The 20,376-nt window shown below is 72.5% G+C and carries 21 protein-coding genes; 15 read left to right on the top strand and 6 right to left on the bottom strand.

Annotation, left to right across the window (positions count from 1 at the left end; all coding sequences use genetic code 11):
• Positions 1-51: 51 nt before the first annotated feature.
• From ACGGCP_RS05840 to ACGGCP_RS05830, 3 genes are read left to right on the top strand one after another with little or no spacing between them, the layout of a single operon-like run.
• Positions 52-1,389 (top strand): bifunctional folylpolyglutamate synthase/dihydrofolate synthase, encoded by a 1,338-nt coding sequence (locus tag ACGGCP_RS05840; RefSeq protein WP_392961603.1) that lies wholly within the window; start codon positions 52-54, stop codon positions 1,387-1,389.
• Complete coding sequence (locus ACGGCP_RS05835) at positions 1,382-1,804, top strand: DUF4233 domain-containing protein (RefSeq protein WP_392961600.1); 423 nt, start codon at positions 1,382-1,384, stop codon at positions 1,802-1,804. The genes ACGGCP_RS05840 and ACGGCP_RS05835 overlap by 8 nt, the downstream gene beginning before the upstream one ends.
• A complete protein-coding gene (locus tag ACGGCP_RS05830; protein WP_392961597.1) occupies positions 1,801-2,322 on the top strand; it encodes a GNAT family N-acetyltransferase in 522 nt (173 codons plus the stop codon). Before ACGGCP_RS05835 ends, ACGGCP_RS05830 begins: the two co-directional genes overlap by 4 nt.
• On the opposite strand, the gene ACGGCP_RS05825 is transcribed toward ACGGCP_RS05830, so the two are convergent.
• Positions 2,319-2,630 carry a hypothetical protein gene (locus tag ACGGCP_RS05825; RefSeq protein WP_392961595.1) on the bottom strand — a complete coding sequence of 104 codons (312 nt, stop codon included), beginning with the start codon at positions 2,628-2,630 and terminating at the stop codon, positions 2,319-2,321. The genes ACGGCP_RS05830 and ACGGCP_RS05825 overlap by 4 nt on opposite strands.
• Before the next feature lie 9 nt (positions 2,631-2,639).
• On the bottom strand, positions 2,640-2,834 hold the full coding sequence (locus ACGGCP_RS05820; protein ID WP_392961592.1) for a hypothetical protein: 195 nt from the start codon (positions 2,832-2,834) through the stop codon (positions 2,640-2,642).
• 206 nt (positions 2,835-3,040) lie between these two features.
• Here ACGGCP_RS05820 and ACGGCP_RS05815 point away from each other — a divergent pair, with 206 nt between their 5' ends.
• From ACGGCP_RS05815 to ACGGCP_RS05805, 3 genes are read left to right on the top strand one after another with little or no spacing between them, the layout of a single operon-like run.
• Complete coding sequence (locus tag ACGGCP_RS05815) at positions 3,041-4,906, top strand: SCO2524 family protein (protein ID WP_392961590.1); 1,866 nt, start codon at positions 3,041-3,043, stop codon at positions 4,904-4,906.
• Positions 4,907-4,908: 2 nt separating this feature from the next.
• On the top strand, positions 4,909-5,817 hold the full coding sequence (locus ACGGCP_RS05810) for an SCO2523 family variant P-loop protein (protein WP_392961587.1): 909 nt from the start codon (positions 4,909-4,911) through the stop codon (positions 5,815-5,817).
• 40 nt (positions 5,818-5,857) lie between these two features.
• On the top strand, positions 5,858-6,853 hold the full coding sequence (locus ACGGCP_RS05805; RefSeq protein WP_392961584.1) for an SCO2522 family protein: 996 nt from the start codon (positions 5,858-5,860) through the stop codon (positions 6,851-6,853).
• Here ACGGCP_RS05805 and ACGGCP_RS05800 read toward each other — a convergent pair.
• Together ACGGCP_RS05800 and ACGGCP_RS05795 are read right to left on the bottom strand one after the other, a co-directional pair.
• The gene (locus tag ACGGCP_RS05800; protein WP_392961581.1) at positions 6,850-7,872 is read right to left on the bottom strand and encodes an SCO2521 family protein; all 1,023 of its coding nucleotides are present in this window, start codon (positions 7,870-7,872) and stop codon (positions 6,850-6,852) included. The genes ACGGCP_RS05805 and ACGGCP_RS05800 overlap by 4 nt on opposite strands.
• A gap of 31 nt (positions 7,873-7,903) precedes the next feature.
• A complete protein-coding gene (locus ACGGCP_RS05795; protein WP_392961578.1) occupies positions 7,904-9,484 on the bottom strand; it encodes a VOC family protein in 1,581 nt (526 codons plus the stop codon).
• Positions 9,485-9,612: 128 nt separating this feature from the next.
• Here ACGGCP_RS05795 and ndk point away from each other — a divergent pair, with 128 nt between their 5' ends.
• The gene (gene ndk / locus ACGGCP_RS05790; RefSeq protein ID WP_392961575.1) at positions 9,613-10,020 is read left to right on the top strand and encodes a nucleoside-diphosphate kinase; all 408 of its coding nucleotides are present in this window, start codon (positions 9,613-9,615) and stop codon (positions 10,018-10,020) included.
• Positions 10,021-10,059: 39 nt separating this feature from the next.
• On the opposite strand, the gene ACGGCP_RS05785 is transcribed toward ndk, so the two are convergent.
• Both ACGGCP_RS05785 and ACGGCP_RS05780 read right to left on the bottom strand, forming a co-directional pair.
• Complete coding sequence (locus tag ACGGCP_RS05785; RefSeq protein ID WP_392961572.1) at positions 10,060-10,668, bottom strand: NTP transferase domain-containing protein; 609 nt, start codon at positions 10,666-10,668, stop codon at positions 10,060-10,062.
• A 40-nt stretch (positions 10,669-10,708) separates the two neighbouring features.
• The gene (locus ACGGCP_RS05780; RefSeq protein ID WP_392961569.1) at positions 10,709-12,232 is read right to left on the bottom strand and encodes a PucR family transcriptional regulator; all 1,524 of its coding nucleotides are present in this window, start codon (positions 12,230-12,232) and stop codon (positions 10,709-10,711) included.
• A 218-nt stretch (positions 12,233-12,450) separates the two neighbouring features.
• Between ACGGCP_RS05780 and uraD the strand changes: the two genes are divergently transcribed.
• The 8 genes from uraD to ACGGCP_RS05740 are packed head-to-tail and all read left to right on the top strand — an operon-like array spanning position 12,451 to position 20,218.
• Entirely contained in the window at positions 12,451-12,945 is a 495-nt protein-coding gene (uraD, locus tag ACGGCP_RS05775; RefSeq protein WP_392961566.1) for a 2-oxo-4-hydroxy-4-carboxy-5-ureidoimidazoline decarboxylase, read from the top strand.
• Positions 12,942-13,262, top strand: coding sequence for a hydroxyisourate hydrolase (uraH, locus tag ACGGCP_RS05770; RefSeq protein WP_392961564.1), 321 nt, complete (start codon positions 12,942-12,944; stop codon positions 13,260-13,262). The genes uraD and uraH overlap by 4 nt, the downstream gene beginning before the upstream one ends.
• A gap of 2 nt (positions 13,263-13,264) precedes the next feature.
• Entirely contained in the window at positions 13,265-14,116 is an 852-nt protein-coding gene (gene pucL, locus ACGGCP_RS05765) for a factor-independent urate hydroxylase (RefSeq protein ID WP_392961561.1), read from the top strand.
• Entirely contained in the window at positions 14,113-14,991 is an 879-nt protein-coding gene (locus ACGGCP_RS05760) for an FAD binding domain-containing protein (RefSeq protein WP_392961558.1), read from the top strand. Before pucL ends, ACGGCP_RS05760 begins: the two co-directional genes overlap by 4 nt.
• On the top strand, positions 14,988-15,545 hold the full coding sequence (locus tag ACGGCP_RS05755; RefSeq protein WP_392961555.1) for a (2Fe-2S)-binding protein: 558 nt from the start codon (positions 14,988-14,990) through the stop codon (positions 15,543-15,545). The genes ACGGCP_RS05760 and ACGGCP_RS05755 overlap by 4 nt, the downstream gene beginning before the upstream one ends.
• A complete protein-coding gene (locus ACGGCP_RS05750; RefSeq protein WP_392961552.1) occupies positions 15,542-16,903 on the top strand; it encodes an 8-oxoguanine deaminase in 1,362 nt (453 codons plus the stop codon). The genes ACGGCP_RS05755 and ACGGCP_RS05750 overlap by 4 nt, the downstream gene beginning before the upstream one ends.
• Positions 16,896-19,172 carry a molybdopterin cofactor-binding domain-containing protein gene (locus ACGGCP_RS05745; RefSeq protein ID WP_392961549.1) on the top strand — a complete coding sequence of 759 codons (2,277 nt, stop codon included), beginning with the start codon at positions 16,896-16,898 and terminating at the stop codon, positions 19,170-19,172. The genes ACGGCP_RS05750 and ACGGCP_RS05745 overlap by 8 nt, the downstream gene beginning before the upstream one ends.
• Positions 19,169-20,218 (top strand): XdhC family protein, encoded by a 1,050-nt coding sequence (locus ACGGCP_RS05740; protein WP_392961546.1) that lies wholly within the window; start codon positions 19,169-19,171, stop codon positions 20,216-20,218. Before ACGGCP_RS05745 ends, ACGGCP_RS05740 begins: the two co-directional genes overlap by 4 nt.
• Positions 20,219-20,376: the final 158 nt, after the last annotated feature.

Genomic DNA, 20,376 nt, shown 5'->3' with positions numbered 1-20,376 from the left:
AGGCGGCCGCCCGCGCGGGCGGCCGCCCTCGTCGCTCATAGGGGGAAATAGTTGAACGCCGAACTGGCGCAAGTCGAAGCGCTCCTGGAAGCCCGCGGGTTCTCCCGCTGGGACTTCACGCTCGACCGCATCAAGCAGCTGCTCGACATGATGGGCGACCCGCAGCGGTCCTTCCGCTCGGTCCACATCACGGGCACGAACGGCAAGACCTCGACCTCGCGCATGATCGAGCGGCTGCTGCGCGGGCACGGCCTGCGCACCGGCATGTTCACCTCGCCGCACCTCAACAGCGTCAACGAGCGCATCAACATCGACGGCGAGCCGATCAGCCCCGACCGGCTCGCCGCCCAGTACTACGAGATCGCGCCGCTCGCCGAGCTCGTCGACCGCGAGGCCTCCGAGCCGCTCACCTACTTCGAGATGACCGTGGCGCTCGCCATGGGCGCGTTCGCGGACACGCCGATCGACGTGGGCGTCATCGAGGTGGGCCTGGGCGGCGAGACCGACTCGACTAACGTCCTGAACGCCGAGGTCGCGGTCATCACGCCGATCGGGATCGACCACACGAAGTGGCTCGGGGAGACCCTCGCCGAGATCGCGACGATGAAGGCCGGGATCGTCCACGAGGGCTCGACGCTCGTCACCTCGACCCAGGAGCGCTCCGCGATGGAGCCGCTGCTGCGCCGCGCCAACGCCGTCGGCGCGAAGCTCGTGCCCGAGGGCCGCGGCTTCGAGGTCACCGCGCGCGAGGTCGCCGTCGGCGGCCAGCTCATCACGATCGAGACGCGCGCCGCCCGCTACCAGGACCTGTTCCTGCCGCTCCACGGCGAGTACCAGGCCCACAACGCCGCGCTCGCGCTGGCCGCGGTGGAGGTGCTGCTCGGCGCGGGCGAGCCGAAGGCCCTCGACGCCGAGGTGGTCGGGCAGGCGTTCGCGGAGTTCTCCTCGCCGGGCCGCCTGGAGGTCGTGCGGACCGCGCCGACGGTGATCCTCGACGCCGCGCACAACCCGGCGGGCATGGAGGCCATGACGAAGGCGGTCGAGGAGGAGTTCAACTTCCGCAAGCTCGTCGGCGTCGTCGGGATGCTCGCCGACAAGGAGACCGACCACATGCTCGAACTCCTCGAACCGCTGCTCGACGAGATCGTGATCACGAAGTCCTCTTCGGACCGGGCCATGCCCGCGGCGACGCTCGCGAAGGTCGCCAAGGAGGTCTTCGGCGAGGAGCGCGTCACGGTGCTCCCGCACCTCACCGACGCGATCGCGCGCGGCATCGAGCTCGCCGAGGAGGCCGACGACATATACGAGTCCGGCGGCGGCGTCCTCGTCACCGGCTCGGTGTTCACCGTCGCCGACGCCCGCAAGCTCCTGGTGGGCCGCCGTGGCTGACGACGAGAAGCACGAGCACCCCGAGCACGGCGAAGAGGTCGAGGCCCCCTGGACCGAGCCGGAGGACACTCGCTCGGGCCTGCGCGACCCGAACCGGGCCGCGCGCAGCCTCGCGGCGATGGCGTTGAGCTTCGAAGCGCTCGCGCTGCTGCTGGCGATCGTCCCGATGCGGATGATCCTGGACGACGCGACGGTCGCCATCGTCGCGGTCCTGGTCCTCACCGTCGCCTGCATCGCGCTGGCGGGCATGACGAAGCGCGCGTGGGTGTGGCCCGCGGGCGCGGTTGTGCAGGTCGCGCTGATCGCCTGCTGGGCGATCCACTGGGCGCTCGGCGTTGCCGGGATCGTCTTCGGCCTCGTGTGGGCCTACTGCTGGTACGTCAAGACCGCTCTGGGGAAGCCGCCGAAACGATGACACTCGAACTGAAGACCGAACGGCTCCTGCTGCGCCCCTTGGCGACCGGTGACGCCGAGGCGCTCGCCGCGATCAACGCCGACCCCGAGGTCATGCGCTACATCGGCGACGGCGGCCCGCGCACGCTCGAGCAGACCGAGGCGCTCACCGAGAAGGTCGCCGCCCACTGGGTCGAGCACGGCTGGGGCGCGTTCGCCGTGTGCGAGAAGGAGACCGGCTTCCTCGTCGGCCTGGGCATCCTCGCGACGCCGACGTTCCTCCCGGAGATCCTGCCGGTGACCGAGGTCGGCTGGCGGATCGGCCGCGACCGGTGGGGCCGCGGGTACGCGCCCGAGGCCGCGCGGGCCGTGGTCGGCTTCGCGTTCGGCGAACTCGGGCTCGACCGGGTCGTCTCGTGCATCCACAGCGAGAACCGCGCCTCGATCCGGGTGGCCGAGAAGCTGGGCATGTCCTTGGAGCGCGAGACCGTGGTCCCGGGCTACGAGGTTCCTTGCAGCGTCTACGAACTGAAGGCCTAGCAGCTCGAGCCGCCGCCTCCTGAGTCGCCGCCGCCGCTGAACCCGCCGCCTGAGTCGCCACCGCCGCCGAAGAAGCCGCCGCTGCTGCCGGAGTCGCTGTAGCCCGGGCCGCAGTCGTTGCGGCCGCCGCTCGGTCCGCCGTCGGAGGGGCCGGTGTAGCCCATGCCGAGGTGGTTGGTGCTCGTCGAGTCGTGGTGGTGGTGATAAGGCCTTCCGGTGCGCCGCTTGGAGCCTCCGGCTGCGGCGGAGACGATGATCACGAGCGCGATGACGCCGAACACCGCGAAGAACAGGAACCCTGATTCCATGCGAACTCCTCAAGGGGCGGGGGATCGGTCTTCCACGCTACCGCCGTCCGGCCACCCGCTGGGGATCGGTTCGCCGCGCGGCATGCGGTCTGCCTCGGCCGCAAGGCGTTCGGCCCTGCGGCGGCGGTGGTCGCGGACGCCCGTGACGACGACCGCGGCGGCTACGGCCGCGATGATGACCCCCGCCAAGACCAGTTCGACCATCGCGACTCCCTGCGCCTGAAGGGTACCGGTACGCCCGGTTTGCCGACCCTGCTCTTAGGACGCTCGAAGGCCCCGCGGAGGACGCTTCCGAACTGTCGGGTAAGCGACACAACACGTTCTGCGAGACTGTTTGTGTCACATGGCCGTGCGATAGTGGACCTGTCCGATTCGGCCCTGTGAGCGCTCGGCGGTGATCCCCTGTGAAGATGCAGCCTCGGCAACAGCTCCTCGACATCTGGCGGGCCCAGGTGGCTTACAGCTGGCGCGTGCCCGAGGACGGCGGCAAGCGCAAGGCCTGGCACTGGGGAGGCCGCAACCAGTCCGACGCCGTGGGCGACGCCCAGCAGCTCCTGTGCCTGCTCTACCCCGCGCAGGAGCTCCCCGAGCTCAACTACGCCGACCCGGACGCCACGAGCGACGCGGTCCTGGAGGCGTTCTCCGGCCTCGGCGACGCCGTCGAGATCCCCATCCGGATCATGCGGATGGTCAAGGACTACATGGAGAGACACGTCGACGACGAGGGCGTGCCCGTCTACTCCGGCGGCTCCAACATGCACCGCAAGGACCGCACCCAGAAGGCCAACCCCGAGCAGCGCGCCGTCGACGTCACCGAGGGCTTCGCACTCTCCATCCCGCTCTGCCTGGCGGCCCTCACCTTCCTCGCCGACTTCCAGCCCACGGTCGACCGCATGGGCCGCGGCGACCTCGGCCGCGAGGTCGCCGACGTCCAGGAGGCCATCCACCGCCGCCTCCTCGGCGCGATCACGGGCCTGCTGCGCTCGTTCGCCGTCTCCACGTTCGACGCCGACGACGACTTCGGCCGCCAGCTCATCGACCTCATCAACGTCGACGGCCAGGCCGACCGCAAGATCGTGCGCCGCTTCCGCGAGAACGCGGACGACATCATCGCCACACTGCGCACCATCACCGTCGGCTCGGGCGGCACCGCCGGCGTCGAGGCCCCCACGAAGCTCTTCGAGATCGGCTGGTCCTGGTCGGTCGTGGAGAAGGCCCCCGACATCCCGGACGTCTCCGACACCTCGACGCAGCGCGTCGGCCGCGCCGAGGACGTCCCGTACCTGTACTTCACCGTGGTCGCCCTCGAGGCGATCCAGACCCTGTTCTCGCCCAGGGTCATGCGCCGCAACCTCCTCACCGAGGAGGAGCAGCGTCTCGCCCAGTCGCTGCAGCTGCGCATGGACGTCACCCGCCGCTACTGGGCCATGGTCGCCGCCTTCGGCGGCGGCTCGAAGTGGCCCCTCGAAGACGTCCCCTGGCGCACCACCGACGGCATGGAGTACGACTACTACTCGCTCCTGGTGTGCGCGGTCGCGACCGACAACTTCGGGTCCGCCCGCGGCGACGACGACGACCTCATCCGCCTCGGGAACGTCCTCATCGAACTCGCCAACCGGGGCCGCATCACCCGCCGCGCCCTCCGCGGGGACCGCGCCATCGAGACGCACTTCCCCGGCGTGAAGTCCGAACTCGCCGGCATCGAGAAGCTCGACGGCCCGCCCATGGTCTGGAACATGGTCGACTTCGCGCCGCTGCTGCTCAAGCGCCTCTACCACGCCGCGAGCCTCCTCGTCACGATCGAGGCCCGCGCCGAGCTGCTCGAAGTGGCCGACCTCGTGTGGGACCACCTGGCGCGCAGGCGCATCCGCGAGGGCGCGCCCGCCCGCCTGTGGGACCAGCCGAAGCAGGTCTACAGCGAGCTCCCCAACTGGTTCGAGGACCCGTCCTGGCACTTCACGATCCGCGTCGTGGAGTCCATGGTGCTCGCGGCCCAGTTCGCGACCTCCGAACCGGCCCGCTCCCGCAGCCTGGAGGACCTCGCGCACGAACTCCTCGTCGAGGCCGAGCACGTCTACGACCAGGAGCTGCTGCGCGGCTCCGGCCACGCCGGCCCCGCACTGGCGCAGGAGATCCGCTCGGTGGGCCTGACGATCCGCCACGCCAAGGACGTCGTCGACGAGCGCCCGGGCACCGCGTTCGCCCTGGGCGTCAAGGCCCTCATCGACCTCGACCGGCTCATCGCGGCCGGGCGCGACGCCGAGACCGGAGTGTGACGATGCTGCTGTTCGCGACCTCGGACAAGGGCGGCACGGGGCGGTCGGTGTCCTCGTGCAACCTGGCCTACCGCCGCGCGATCCAGGGCGCCAACGTGTGCTATGTGGACTTCGACTTCGGCTCGCCCACCGCCGGGGCGATCTTCGCGATCGACGACCTCGAGCACGGCACCCACGGCCCCGGCGTCCACGAGTACCTGCAGGGCCTCGCCTCCGAGTCCGAGCGCCACTCCGTCTGGGCCACCAGCGATCGCGAAGAGCTGCAGGCCAGGCCCGACGGCGCGGGCGACCTCGTGCTCTGCCCCGGCGACGCCGACGGCTCCGAGTTCCCCGGCGACGACACCACAGTGGACAAATGCGTGAACCTCCTCCAGGAGCTCTCGCGCGAATTCGACCTCGTCATCGTCGACCTCTCCGCGGGCCGCTCCCACGCCACCGAGATGGTCATGGCCGCCACCGCCCGCCCCGAGCTCGCCAACCTCCCGTGGCGCTGGATCGTCTACCACCGCTGGACGAAGCAGCACGTCATCGCCGCCCACTCCCTCGTCTACGGCGAGAGGGGCCTCATCGAGACCGCCAAGGCCCTCGGCGAGGACTACCAGCGCAAGCTCCTCGCCTCGATCCGCTACGTGCGCACCGCCGTCGTCGACCCCGACGGCGCCGACCTCGCCGGGCTCAAGCCCACCCAGGTCCGCTGGCTGCGCAAGATCGACGCCGACCTCCACCAGATGGCCGCCCGCCTCAAACTGGGCCGCATGAACCTCCTCGGATCGGTCCCGCTCGACCCGGTCCTGCAGTGGCGCGAGCAGATCATCACCGACGCCGACACCGTCGCGCTCGACATCGCCAACCACGAGACCGTCAGGGCCTTCTCCGAGCTGGCCGTGCGCTCCGCCGAGGAGCTGTTCTGACCCGGCCCCCGGGCCGCCCGAGCATCGATTGAGTGGACACATGACGTACGAAGAGACCAGCGCGAAGCAGCGGACCGAACGCTTCGGCATGTCGCACCTGTCGATCGAGGTCGGCCACCTCTACGCCGACGACCTCGCCCGCCCCGACACGCTCAAGGCCGAGATGGCCTCCGCGGCGGCCTGGGTCCACGGCACCACCGAGGCCCTGTCCAAGCGCCTCGGCGGCCGCCGCCCGCGCGTGAGCACCTGCTACCTCGTCGACGACTACTCGCAGCAGGGCATGCCCCCGCCCGAGGAGCTCATCGGCGTCATCACCGAGGCCGCCGCCGACGCCGGGCTTCGCATCGACTACCTCGCGCGCGAGTCCGCCTGCGCCGACATGGACCAGCTGCAGCTCGCCGCGCTCGTGGCCGACCGGATCGTGTTCGAGCCGCCGCCCGACTCCAACGGCTCCCGCCCCACCGTGGCCCGCTCCGGCTGGCTCTGCAACGGCGTGCCCAGCCCGAAGCCGAAGGGCATCGCGATGGGCGTCCCCGACCAGTGGAAGCCCCCGAGCCAGAACGCCAAACGCGACCACTCGGTGTTCCTCGACGTCGAGCTGTGGAGCGACACCGAGCAGGGGCGGCGCTGGTCCTGCCCGATGCTCGCCGCCGTCTGGCAGCTGCTGCGCCTGGGCGTGCTCCGCAACCAGGGCAAGCGCATCGGCGTCCCCGAGGCCGTCAGCGCCGTCGTCCCCGACGAGCACGGCCACGACCCCGACCGCCCCGCGCGGGCCCGCTTCCCCGAGACGTGGGCGGCGATGCCGCCGATCCTGCAGCTGGAGCCGGGCGCGTTCCCGTTCCCGGCCTACCGCACCGTCTCGATCCTCTCGGTGAACTACCTCGAGGTCGAGCACGCGGTGCGCGTCATCTGCGGGTCGGTCCGCCCCGAGGCCACGGCGATCGAGATCATCCGCAAGTCCGCCGAACGGGAGGGCATGACCCTTCCCGACGAGCTCGTGGACCGCTTCTCCTACATCTTCCAGGGTCCTCTTTAGACTCGATAGCCGCTGCCGGACCCGCCGCCCTGGCGCTGGCGGGTCTCCATGAGGTCGAGGATCTGCGCGGCGATGTCGGCCGCGCCGTAGTCGATCTGCGAGCGCACGCGCTCGGTCATGGTCGTCCACTGCCGGGTGAGCCCGGGGCGCTTCTCGAGTGCGTCCCACATGAACTCGAGCCCGGGGGAGGTGCGGGCGCCGGCCGACCACAGGTGCAGGAGGTGGTCGACGACGGGCCGGAGCGTGCGCAGGGTGTGCCGTGCGTCGTCGCCGATCTTGGCGAGCGCGACGCGGGCGGCGACGGCGGTGAGCAGCCAGTCGTGGACGGCGAGGTCTTCCGCGGCGGTGGCGATCTGCTCGGGGTCGACCGGTCCGGTGGTGATGCGCAGGCGGCGTCTGTCGTTGCCCGCCAGGCGGAACGCTACAGTCTGGCCTGAGTCGGGGTCGGTGAAGGCGGCCCAGCGCAGCCGGGTCGAGCCGGTCTTGATGGGCGGGCGCTGGTCGAACATGGGCCGGGCGAGCACGTCGTGGATGGAGTGGCGGGCGACGGCGGCGGTGTCGAGGAGTTTCGCGCGGTCGGCGCGCTGCTCGGCGACGAGGTAGCCCTCGGCGAGGCGGCGGGCGTCGAACTTCCCGATCGTCTCGAGTGTGCCGGGCCTGGCGAGGTAGTAGGACCACGGCATGCGCCGCGGGTGCTGCGAGAGCGACACGGAGGCCCACGCGGAGCCCTGGAGGAGCTGGCCGCCGGTGAGGACGGCGCGGGAGGAGACGGAGCCGACGGCGCGCAGCGACCCGTTGCGGTCGTCCTCGTCGGTGTGGTGGCTGTCGGGCTTGGGGCCCAGGGGGAGTCGGCAGTCGACGCCGTGCAGGAGCGTGGGCGAGGAGGTGTGCGGGACGGGCCTGGCCCATTGGACGACGGTCTCGCCGACGGCGAGCGCGAGGGCGGCGCGGGCCTCCTCGGGCGTGAGGGGGCGCGAGTGCGGCAGCAGCGCGGTGTGGATCTCGCCGACGACGAGCATGGGTTCGCTCCTCTTCACTTGGGCCGGAGAACTAATCGCGCTCCCGGTGCTCGGTGATGGCCAGGCCGTGGCCGTCGGGGTCGCGGAAGGCCGCGGCCCGCATCTGGTAGTTCTGGCCGAGCAGCGCGGTGCGCGGCAGGTGCAGGAACTCGACGCCGGCTTCGTTCATCTCGGCGAACGTGGCGTCGATGTCGCCGACCTCGAAGGTCAGGTGCATGACGCCGGTCTCGCCGGGCGGCGCGTCGGGCCGCTCCCACAGCAGGATCTTGCCGAAGCCGGCGTCGAGGACGGCGGCCTCCTCGGTGCGGTCGGCGATGTGGAGTCCGAGTGTGTCCGTGTAGAACTCGACGGACCGCTGGAGGTCGGCGACGACCAGGGTGGCGGCGACGTCGGTGACGTCGGTGCCGCTCAGGCGCTGTTCGGAGAGGAGCAGTTCGGCCAGGTCGTGGGCGAGGCTGCTGCCTTCGCTGGAGGTGCGCTGCCGGGGCGGGGACTTGAGTTTCGTGACGGCTTCGGCGATCGGCCCTTTCGGCGGGGTCGGTTCGGGCGGCGGCGGGGGCGCGGTCTCGGCGGTCCCGGTCGTGCCGTAGCCGCCGATCTGTTCGCTGGGCAGGGTGAACGCCTGTCCCGGGGACGGGGCCGCGTCGCGCTGCGGCGCGGACTCGGCGACCGGGCCCAGCGGTTCGGGCTCGGCCCTGGTGCTCGCGTCTTCGATTGCGCTGCTTGGGTTCTCGATGAGGTCGTCGTCGACGAGCTCGGCGTCGACCGGTTCGGTGATGTGCCGCTGTCCGGGCGCGGGCGCTTCGGCCGCGACCGTCTCGGCCGGTTCGACGATGACGACGGTGGGCGCCGGTTCGGCGGTCCGCACCGGCGCGGTGGCCGCGACGGTCGCTGCCGCCTTCGGGGCCTCCTCAGGGCGCGGTGCGGGCTCGAACAGGTCGTCGAGCGAGGCCGCGGGGGCCGGTTCCTTCACCTGGGCCGGGCGCGGCGGGTCGTCCTCGACGATGAGGTCTTCGAGCCGGTGCTGCCCGATGAGCGGCGGCGCGGGGACCGGCTGCGGGAAGCGCCTCGCCGAGTGCTCGACGGTGACGAACGCGATGCAGCCCGCGAAGCACGCGAACGAGGCGATCGCGATGCCGAGGCTCTGCGCGCCGACCGCCATGGAGGCCAGGAAGAGGGAGATGACCAGTAAAGTGATCGCGCCGACCGCGTGGGAGGTGCGCCACCGCATCCGCCTGTCGCCGTTGAGGGTCGTGCCGATCGCCTCGCCGCCCGCCGAGTGGTGCTGGCGGGAGTGGAGGTCCTTCAGCGCGTGCTGGTTGATCGCCCACCAGCGGGCCTCGCGGGACCGGCGCTGCTGGTCGAGGATGAGCCGCTGCTGACGCAGCTGCTCGGCGGTCATGCCCCGGCCGACCGGCTGCCGTCCGGTGCGGGGCATCGCCTTGCCCGGCGCGGCCTTGCGGACCCCGCCGGCCTGCGCCTTCTTCGCCGCGCCGCCTTTGGCGGCGCCTTTCGCGCCGCCGCGCGCGGCCCCGCCTTTCGCGCCGCCCCTGCTGGGTGCCTTGGAGGACCGGGGGGCCGGTCTTGGGGGTTGGCTGCCGCCACGTGCCATCGGGGACACCTCATCCACAACTGGGAGAACCGGGTTGCAACGTGAATCGTACGTGGGTGAGGCAACGGACACAACATCCCTTACGATGGCAGCCAGAATCCGACTGTCACTTTCGAGGAGATCCTGCCGTGGCCGAACAGCGCACGCTCGTCCTGATCAAACCCGACGCCGTGCGGCGCGGGCTCATCGGCGAGGTCCTGTCCCGCCTGGAGCGCAAGGGGCTGCGCGTCGAGGAGCTGCGGATGCGGACGATGGACGCGGCGCTCTCGGACGCTCACTACGCCGAGCACGTGGGCCGGGAGTACTACGACGGCTTGAAGACGTTCATGACCTCCGGGCCGCTGGTGAGCCTCGTGGTCTCCGGCGACGAGGCGATCCCGGTGGTGCGCAAGCTCGCCGGGGCCACCGACGGGCGCAAGGCCGAGCCGGGCACGATCCGCGGCGACTTCTCCGTCTCGAACCAGCAGAACCTGATCCACGCCTCGGACTCGGAGGAGTCCGCGAAGCGCGAGATCGACCTCTGGTTCGCGGTTTAACCGCACCACTGACGACGCTGGCAGCGGCACGGAGCCTGGTTAACTCGGGATGAGGTGCGGGCCGCCCGGGCCGGGCCGCGTCAGCGCCTCCAGGTCGGCCTGCGTGTCGACGTCGAGCGGGTCGCCTGGGCACGCGACCTCCCGCACGAGCTGCGGGTGCGCGGCCAGGAAGTCGCGGGCGCCCCGGTCGCCCGCCGCCTCGGCGGCGATCGCACCGAGGTGCTCGCGCGCGAAGTACATCGGGTGGCCGCGCTGCTCCCCGTACACGGCGACGGCGATCTGGGCGCCCTCCTCGGCGGCGTCGATGACGAGCCGGACCGCTTCGGGGACGATGCGCGGCTGGTCGACCAGGGTGACCACGACCCCGTCGTACCGTTCGGGCACGGCCGCCAGCCCCGCTTTCAGCGACGTCGAGAGCCCCTGCCCCCACCGCCGGTTCAGGACGGGCGTGAACGCCTCCCCCGCTGCGGAGAGCGCCTGCTCGGCTCCCGCGCCGAGCACGGCGAGCACCTGGCGGCACCCGCCCGCGTGCAGGGTGGCGACGGCCCGGTCGAGCAGGCTTCGGCCGTCGAACTCGGCCAGGGCCTTCGGTCCGCCGAAGCGCCGCCCGGCGCCCGCGGCGAGCACCAGGCCCGCGGTGTTCTTCATGTGTTCCCCCCTTGTCGCGCGGCCCCGGGCGGGGCCGCGTTCACTCCAGGCTCACCGCGAGGGCGAGGTCCATCCGGTCGAGGGGGTTGCGCAGATCGCGGCCGGTCAATTCTTCGACCCGCCGTATCCGGTACCGGACGGTGTTGACGTGCAGGTGGAGGCTCGCGGCGCACTGCCGCCAGGAGCCGTCGCACTCGAGGAAGCGCCGCAGGGTAGGCAGCAGGTCGGAGCGGTGCCTCGCGTCGTATTCGAGGAGCGGGTCGAGGACGCGGGTGCGGAACGCCTTGCTGACGTCGGCGGGGACCGCTGCGAGGAGCATCCGGTGCGATACGAGGTGGTCGGGTTCGGCGACGTCGACGCCGCCGGGGCGCGGCTGGGCGAGCGCCGCGGTGTGCCGGGCCTGTTCGAGCGCCCCGCACAGTCCGGCGGGGGCGCGCACGGGGTCGGCGAAGCCGATGCCGACCGCGCCGTTCCCGCCGAGCCCTGACAGGGCCTTCGCGCACTGCCGCGACCATTCGAGCAGTCTCGGGCGCTCCTCGGCGGACCCGGCCGGGCCCGCGAGGACCGCGACGGTCTCGTCCCCGAGGGTCGCCCACGCTGCCATGCGCGGGCCGAGCGGGTTGCCGTCCTGGCCCGCGATCGCTTCGGCGACAACGACTTCCCGCAGCGCCGCCGGTTCGCCGACGGCCGCGACGACGGTGACCGTGCCGCCCGCGGGCAGGCCCGCCGAGCGCATCAGGTGCTCGTCGACCCGGCCCTCCTTGAGGGCGGTCACGAGTTCGACGTGCGGGGCGGGCCTGACCGCCGGGTCGTCCAGTTCGAGCATGAGCAGGGCCGCGAGCTGCTCGGCGACGAGCCGCCGCTCCGGGGCCCACTGCGTGTGGTCGTCGTCGATGACCAGGAACCGGCCGGTGTGGAGGGTCGAGCCGATCCCGAACACCGAGTAGGCGCGGTGCCGGTCGAGCGTCACCTTCTGCGGCAGGCGCTCGGCCGCGTGCGCCCGCGCGACCACGGTGGCCCGGTCCGTGTCACCGAGGTCGAGCCCGCCGCGCAGCGCCCGCCCGGCGGGCGACAGCACCAGGCACTCCATGCCCAGCTCCTTGCGGATGAGCTCGAGGATCTGCCCGATCCCGTCGGCCGCGATGAGCCGCCGGTGGCGGTCGAGCAGCGACGCGAGGTCGCCCGAGCGGCCGACTGAGAGGCGCTGCACGATCTTCTCGGTGATCTCCGCGAACGCCACCGCCGCGTCCACGGAGAACAGGGGCAGGTCGTGGCGCGCGCACGCGTCCACCAGGTCGAGCGGCACCGACGGGAACTCGGGGTGGTCGCCCGCGCCGAGCGCGGTCACGCCCGCCGCGATCAGGTTGCGCACGTAGGCGTCCGAGTCGGTCTCGGCCCGGCGCCACATGAGGCCGGTGAGCACCAGCTCGCCGCCCGAGAGGTACCGGCGCGGGTCGTGCATGTCGGTCGGCACGACCCACCGGATCTCGCGGTCGAGGTGGTGGCGGCCGGAGACCAGGGTCAGGCCCAGCTCGGGCATCTGCAGCAGTGAACGGAGTCGCATGGTGTGGCCCCCAGGGGTCCGGCCTTCACAGGCGCGTCGGGACGCGGTAGGCAACTCCACCATAGCGCCGCCCGACCGGGGCCTTTGGACGATCCTCCAGCATTTAACGGCGGGGAAACCAAGCTTTCATAGCCGAAGACGAAGCCCCCGGGCCCGCGTTCCGCTTCACTTATCCCGTAGGGCGAACACGCCCCCGGAACTGGCACGAGGAGGCGCCGATGTGGACTCTCGGAGCGTTCAACACCGCCGACCCTGAGGACGCGGTCGAGGCGCTCACGGCCTGCTGCGCGTCGCGCGCCTGGGCCGAGAAGGTCGCGTCCGGCCGCCCGTACGGCACCGTCGCGGCGCTGTACGCCGCCGCCCTGGCGGGCTTCGACGAGCTCGACGACGCCGAGATCGCGGTCGCGCACGCCGCCCACGCCCCCATCGGGAAGCCCAAGCCCGCGGGCGAGGACCGCTGGTCGCGGGGCGAGCAGTCCCGGGCGCTGGCCGCCGACGAGGCGGTGCGGGCCGAACTCGCGGCGGTGAACGCGGCCTACGAGCGGCGGTTCGGGCGGGTCTTCCTCATCTGCGCGACCGGGCTGACCGCGGAGGCGATCCTCGCCGAGGCCAAGCGCCGCTTGGGTAACACGGACGCGGACGAGCACCGCGAGGCCGTGGCGGAGCTGCGCAAGATCGTCGCGCTGCGCCTGGAGAAGGCGGTGCGGCCGTGACCGAAGCGTGCACCGTCTCCACCCACGTCCTCGACGCCGTCCTGGGCCGGCCCGCCGCCGGGGTCCGCGTCACCCTCTCCCGCCTCGACGGCGGCGCGCCGCAGACCGCGGTGACCGACGCCGACGGCCGCGTCAGCGGCTGGGCCACCGAGCCCGGCCCGCACCGGATCAGGTTCGCCACCGGCGACTGGTTCGCCGCGCGCGACATCCCCACGTTCTACCCGGAGGTCGAGATCAGCTTCACCGCCGCAGCGGGGCACAGCCACGTGCCGCTCCTGCTGAGCCCCTTCGCCTACTCCACGTACCGGGGGAGCTAGCCATGCCGTTCACCATGGGCCCCAACAGCTACGGCAAGTCCGGGATCCGCCTCGTCCGCGTCGGCCGCGAGTCCGCGCGCCACGAGCTGCGCGACCTCACCGTGCACACCGCGCTCTCGGGCGACCTCGACGCGACCCACTACACCGGCGACAACACCGGCGTCCTGCCCACCGACACCCAGAAGAACACCGTGTACGCGTTTGCCAGGGACGGGGTCGGCGCGATCGAGACCTTCGCCGAACGGCTCGCCCGCCACTTCACCGACAACACCCCCTCGATCACGGCCGCCCGCGTCCGCATCGAGGAGCACGCCTGGACCCGCATCGGCGACCACTCCTTCACCCGCGGCGAAGGCGGCGAACTGCGCACCACCGAGGTCGTCTACGACGGCGCCAGCGCGCGCACCGCCTCCGGCGTGCGGGACCTGCTGCTGCTCAACACCACCGACTCCGAGTTCACCGGCTTCCTCCACGACGAGTACACGATCCTCGCCGAGACCGACGACCGGATCCTCGCCACTGCCGTCACCGCCACCTGGGACTACCAGGCCGACCAGGACGCGTTCTTCGACAGCGCCTTCTACGACCACGCGTTCACCAGGGCCCGCGGGGCGCTCCTCGCCGCGTTCGCCGACACCTACTCGCTCTCGCTGCAACAGACCCTCCACGCCGTCGGCGAGCGCATACTGAAGGCGATCCCCGAGGCCCGGGAGGTCCGCCTGTCGCTGCCGAACCGGCACCACTACCTCTACGACCTCGGACGGTTCGGCCTCGACAACCCCGGCGTGGTCTTCCAAGCCGGAGACCTCCCGTACGGGCTCATCGAGGGCACGGTCCGAAGGGAGGAGGCATGAGCACCGCCGCACCCACGGCCGTCTTCCACCGCCCCGCCGACCTCACTGAGGCGCTGCGGCTCCTCGCCGCCCACCCCGAGGCCGTCCCGGTCGCGGGCGGCACCGACCTCATGGTCGCCGTCAACTACCGCCTCGCCCGGCCCGCCGCGATGCTCGACCTCACCCGTCTCGGCGAACTGCGCGAATGGGTCGACGAAGGCGACGCGGTCCGCATCGGCGCGGGCGTCCCGTACGCACGGATCTGCGCCGAGCTGGCTACGGTCCTCCCCGGGCTCGCCGCCGCCGCGCGCACCGTCGGCTCCCCGCAGATCCGCAACCGCGGCACCCTCGGCGGCAACCTCGCCACGGCCTCCCCGGCCGGGGACGGCCACCCGCCGCTCCTCGCCACCGGCGCGCTCATCGAGATCGCCTCCGACGCGGGCACGCGCACCGTCCCGGTCGGAGAGTTCTACACCGGCCCCAAACGCAGCGTCCTGCGACCGAGTGAGCTCATCACCGCGGTCACCGTCCCGAAGGCGATTGGTCCGCAGCAGTTCCTCAAAGTCGGGACGCGCAACGCCATGGTCATCGCCGTGTGCTCGCTCGCGGTCGCGCTCGACCTCGAGACGCGGCGCCTCGGCACGGGCATCGGCTCGGCCGGGCCGACGCCGCTCACCGCGCCCGACGCGAACCTGATCGAACTGCCCTGGGCGCGGCCGGGCCTGTTCAACGACGCGCTCGCCGAGGAGTTCGGCCGTCGGGTCGCCGCCGCGGCGCGGCCCATCGACGACGTGCGCGGCACCGCCGACTACCGGCGCCACGCGCTGGCGGTGTGCGCCGCGCGGGCACTGCGGCGGGTCTGGACCGCCGCGCATGAAGCGAGGAGCAGCCGATGAAGGTGGAGATGCGGATCGACGGCGAGGCCGCCGTCGCCGAGATCGACCGGCCGGGGGAGAGCCTGCTCTCGACCCTGCGCGACCGGCTCGGGCTCACCGGCACGAAGAACGCCTGCGAGCAGGGCGAATGCGGGTCGTGCACGGTGCTGCTCGACGGCGACCCGGTCTGCTCGTGCCTGGTCGCGACCGCGCAGTGCGAAGGGCGCGAAGTGAAGACGGTCGTGGGCGCGGTGCCCCGGCCGGTGCGCGACGCGTTCGTCGCGTGCGGGGCCGTGCAGTGCGGGTTCTGCACGCCCGGCCTGCTCGTCTCGGTCGCGGACCTCCTGGCCCGCGAACCCGACCCGGGCGACCTTCACATCCGTGAGGCGCTGGCGGGGAACCTGTGCCGGTGCACGGGCTACGAGAAGATCATCGACGCGGTGCACGCTGCCGCCGAGGCCATGGGGGACGGCCCGGCAGCGCCCGCACCCGACGGGAAGCCCCGCATCGACGACCGGTGGATCGGCATCGCCGGGATCTCGCGCGCCGCCGGCACCGCGGAGGAGACGCCATGACCCCCATTGTGATCGAGCACGCCGCGATCGCGGCCGTGGACGCCGCCGGGACCGAGCACGCGAGCGGCCACATCGTCGTCGACGACGGCGTCATCACCGCCGTGGGCGCGGGCGAAGCCCCGCGAATCGAAGGCGCGCAGTACATCGACGGCGCCGGCTGCCTCGCCACGCCCGGCCTGGTCAACACCCACCACCACCTGTACCAGTGGGCCACAAGGGGGTACGCGACCGACCACACGCTCTTCGAGTGGCTCGTCGACCTCTACCCCGTGTGGGCGCGCATCGGCCCGGAGCATGTCGCCGCGTCCAACGCCGCCGGTCTCGCGTGGCTCGCCCTCTCCGGGTGCACCACCGCCGCCGACCACCACTACGTCTATCCGAAGGGCCACGCCGCCGACCTCGTCGACGTCCAGATCGCCGCTGCCGCGCGGATCGGCGTCCGCCTCCACCTCGCGCGCGGCTCCATGGACCGGGGCGTCAGCGACGGCGGCCTCCCGCCCGACCACCTCGTCGAGGACATCGACGCCGCGCTCGCCGCCACGTCCGACGCCGTCGACCGCTACCACGACCCGGCCCCCGGCGCGATGGTCCGCATCGCGGTCGCCCCCTGCTCGCCGTTCTCCGTCTCCACCGAGCTGCTCCGCGAATCGGCCGCGCTCGCCCGCGACAAGCGCGTCCGCCTCCACACCCACCTGTGCGAGACCCTCGACGAGGCCGACTTCTGCCAAGAGGTCCACGGCTGCGACCCCGTCGAGTACATGGACAAGACCGGCTGGATCGCCGACGACGCGTGGCTCGCCCACGCCGTGCACCTCGACGCGGACGCGCAGCGCCGCCTCGGCGCCGCCGGGACCGGCGTCGCCCACTGCCCGTCCTCCAACGCCCGCTTGGGCACCGGCCTCGCCGACGTCCCCGCCATGCTCGACGCCGGCATCCCCGTCGGCCTCGGCGTCGACGGAGCGGCCAGCCAGGAGGCCGGGCACCTCGGCGAGGAGCTGCGCCAGGCCCTCTACACCGCGCGGCAGCTCAAGGGCCCGCACGCGATGGACGCCCGCACCGCCCTGCGCCTCGGCACGATCGGCGGCGCCCGCGTCCTCGGCCGCGACACCGAGATCGGCTCGCTCGAGCCCGGCAAGCAGGCCGACATCGCCCTGTGGGACCTCACCGGCCTCGGCCACGCCGGCATCAACGACCCCGTCGCGGCCCTCGTCCTCGGACCGCCTGCGCCACTGCGGCTCCTCACCGTCGCCGGAAGGACCGTGGTCGCACGAGGCGAACTGCGCACCGCCGACACCGCGACGCTCGCCCGCGACCTCGCCGCCGCCAGCGCGAACCTCAGGGAGGCCCGCGATGCCTGAACCCGCAGCGCCCCAACAGTCTGCGCGCACCGAGACTCCGACCCCGCCGACAAGGGCAGCCGGCGGGGTCGGGACCCCACACCGCCACGGCGGCGTCGGGTCCAGCCCCACCCGCCCCGACGCCGAAGCGAAAGCCAACGGCGCCTTCGACTACGCCTCCGACCTCGCCTTCCCCGGGATGCTCTGGGGCCACACGCTCCGCAGCCCCCACCCGCGGGCACGCATCGTCGCGATCGACACCGCCGCCGCCCGCGCCCTGCCCGGCGTCGCAGCGGTCCTCACCGCCGACGACGTACCCGGGAAGCGCCACTACGGGCTCATCGAGGCCGACCAGCCCGTGCTCGCCGCCGACGAGGTCAACTACCAGGGCGAACCGGTCGCGATCGTCGCCGCAGAGACCCTCGACCTCGCCCGCCGCGCCGCCGAACTCGTCGAGGTCGAATACGAGGAGCTCGAAACCCTCTGGGACCCTGAGGAAGCCGTCGAGGCCGGGAACTACTTCCGGTACCAGCCGGTGCGCGTGGGCGACCCCGACGCGCAGGTCCCGGCCGCCGTCGTCACCCGCGAATACGTGGTCGGCATGCAGGACCAGGCCCCGCTCGGCCCCGAGTCCGGAGTGGCCGTGCCGAGCGGCGACGGCGGCGTCGAGCTGTTCGTCGCCACCCAGTGGGTCCACTCCGACCTGGAGCAGATCGCTCCCTGCCTCGGACTGGAGCCGGACCGCATCCACATGGCGATCGCCGGGATCGGCGGCGCGTTCGGCGCCCGCGAGGACCTGTCCGTGCAGATCCACATGGCGATGCTCGCGCTCGCGACCGCCCGGCCGGTCAAGATGATGTACGACCGCGCCGAGTCCTTCGTCGGCCACGTGCACCGGCACCCGGCGCGGATGCGGTACGAGCACGCGGCCGACGTCGACGGGAAGCTCCTGTACGTCAAGGCCCGCATCGTCCTCGACGGCGGCGCGTACGCCTCCACGACCGAGGCCGTCGTCGGCAACGCCGCCTCACTCGCCGTGGGGCCCTACGAGGTCGAGCACGTGAGCGTCGACGCGTGGGGCGCGCGCACGAACAACCCGCCGTGCGGGGCGATGCGCGGCTTCGGCGGCGTCCAGACCTGCTTCGCGTACGAGTCCCAGATGGACGCGCTGGCGGACGCGCTCGGCCTCGACCCGCTGGAGTTCCGCCGCCGCAACGCGGTCGCGCAGGGCTCCAAGCTCATCACCGGGCAGATCGTCGACGCGTACGACCCGTCCCGGTCCGACGACGGGCGGCCGTTCTCGCCGCTCGCCGACATGCTCGGCCGCATCAAGACGGTGCCGGTCCCGGCCGTCCCTGTCGGGCGCGACATCGTCGAACTGCCCGGCGGGACGGGCAACACGACGCACGGCGAGGGCGTGCGCCGCGGCGTCGGCTACGGTGTCGGCCTCAAGAACGTCTGCTACTCCGAAGGGTTCGACGACTACTCGACCGCGAGCGTCCGCCTCGAACTCGTCGACGGCGCCACGGTCGCTTACGTGCACACTGCCGCCGCCGAAGTGGGGCAGGGGCATTGGAGCCTCCAGGCGCAGATCGCGCGCACCGAGCTCGGGGTCGACCGGGTCGAGCTGCTCGCCAACGACACGAAGGCCGGGTCGGCCGGCTCCTCGTCGGCGTCGCGCCAGTCGTACATGACCGGCGGGGCCGTGAAGGCCGCGTGCGAGGCCGTGCGCGAGCTGTGGGCCGACCGCGACCTCGCCGACGGCCCGATCGAGGCGACCCGCGTGTTCCGCCACCGCGAGACCAAGCCCATGGATCCCGTCACGGGCCAAGGCGAGTCGCACGTCCAGCTCGCCCTGTGCGTGCATCGCGCCACTGTGGACGTCGACGTGGAGCTGGGGCTCGTCAAGGTCGTCGACCTGACCTGCGTCCAGGACGTCGGCAAGGCCATGAACCCGGTCGCCCTGGAAGGCCAGATCCACGGCGGCTCCGCGCAGGGCCTCGGGCTCGCCGTCATGGAGGAGATGATCACCGACCGGGGGCGCGTCAGGAACGCGTCCTTCACGGACTACCTCATCCCCACCATCCTCGACATGCCGCCGATGCGGCTGCACATCGTCGAGAACGCCGATCCCGAAGCGCCGTACGGACTCCGCGGCGCGGGCGAGCCGCCCACGCTGTCCTCGACGCCCGCGATCGTCGCCGCGATCCGCGACGCGACGGGCCTCGCGCTCACGCACATCCCGGTCAGGCCCGAACACCTGACCGCCCACCTCGGGAGGCAGCCATGAAGGACATCGCCGCGACGCTCCGCGCCTGGATGGACGCCGGGAGGCCCTTCGCGCTCGCTTCGGTCGTCGCCACCACCGGGTCCTCCCCGCGCCCGCTGGGCACCGCTTTGGCGGTCGACGCCGACGGCACGGCCGTGGGCGGCGTGTCGGGCGGGTGCGTGGAGGCCGCCGTGTACGTGCGCTGCCAGGAGGTCCTCGAGTCCGGGACGGCCGCGACGGAGTCGTTCGGCTCCACGGAGGAGGAACGGTTCTACCTGGGCATCACATGCGAGGGCTCAATGGAGGTGCTCGTCGTCCGCGTCGAACCCGACGACCCCGCGATCGGCGCGGCGCTCGACGCGATCCTCGCGGGAGAGCCGGTCTCGCTCGTGCGCGCCGTCGACGGCCCGCACGTGGGCGACGCGGTCGCCATCAGCCCCAACGGATTCGCCGGTCGCCTCGAGCTCGGCGCGATCGACCTACCGGCGGTCTCGGGCACGGTACGGGGCGGTGCTGTCGAGGGCGACACCGCCGTCCGGTTCGCGGTCGAGGTCTACTCGCCGCCGCCGCGGCTCCTCGTCTACGGCGGGGTGGACTTCGCCGCGCCGATCGTGCGCGTCGCCAAGACCCTCGGATTCAGGGTCACGGTCTGCGACGCCCGGCCGGTGTTCGCCACCGAGATCCGCTTCCCCGACGCCGACGAGGTGATCGTGGACTGGCCGCACCGCCATTTCGACCAGGCCGCCGTCGACGCCGACACGGCGATCGTCGTGCTCACCCACGACGCGAAGTTCGACCTGCCGCTGCTTGAACGCGCCCTCGCCTCCGAGGCCGGGTACATCGGCGCGCTCGGGTCCCGGGCGACCCACCGCGACCGCCTCGAACGGCTCCGCGAGGCAGGGCTCGCCGAGGACGCGCTGGCCCGCCTCCGCTCGCCGATCGGCCTCGACCTGAACGGCCGCACCGCGGACGAGACGGCGTTGTCGATCGTCGCGGAGATCGTCGCGGTCCGCAACGACGCCCGGGCCGGGTTCCTCACCAACGCCGAGGGCCCGATCCACCACTGACCCGGGCGGCGACCGACAGGGCACGGCCCGAAGCGCGACCGTCCGAACCCGCGACGGTCCCGACAGACACCGAGGAGACCACCGAGCAACGAGCCCGCCCGAACCGATACCGAGCACCGCAGACCCGAACGAGCACCGGCCGCAGCCCGAACCGGACT

The sequence above is a fragment of the Glycomyces sp. NPDC048151 genome, assembly GCF_043202775.1.
In the GTDB taxonomy this organism is placed as follows: domain Bacteria; phylum Actinomycetota; class Actinomycetes; order Mycobacteriales; family Micromonosporaceae; genus Glycomyces.
The sequence above is the reverse complement of the archived record's forward strand: the minus strand, read 5'-3'. Positions and strand labels throughout refer to the sequence as shown.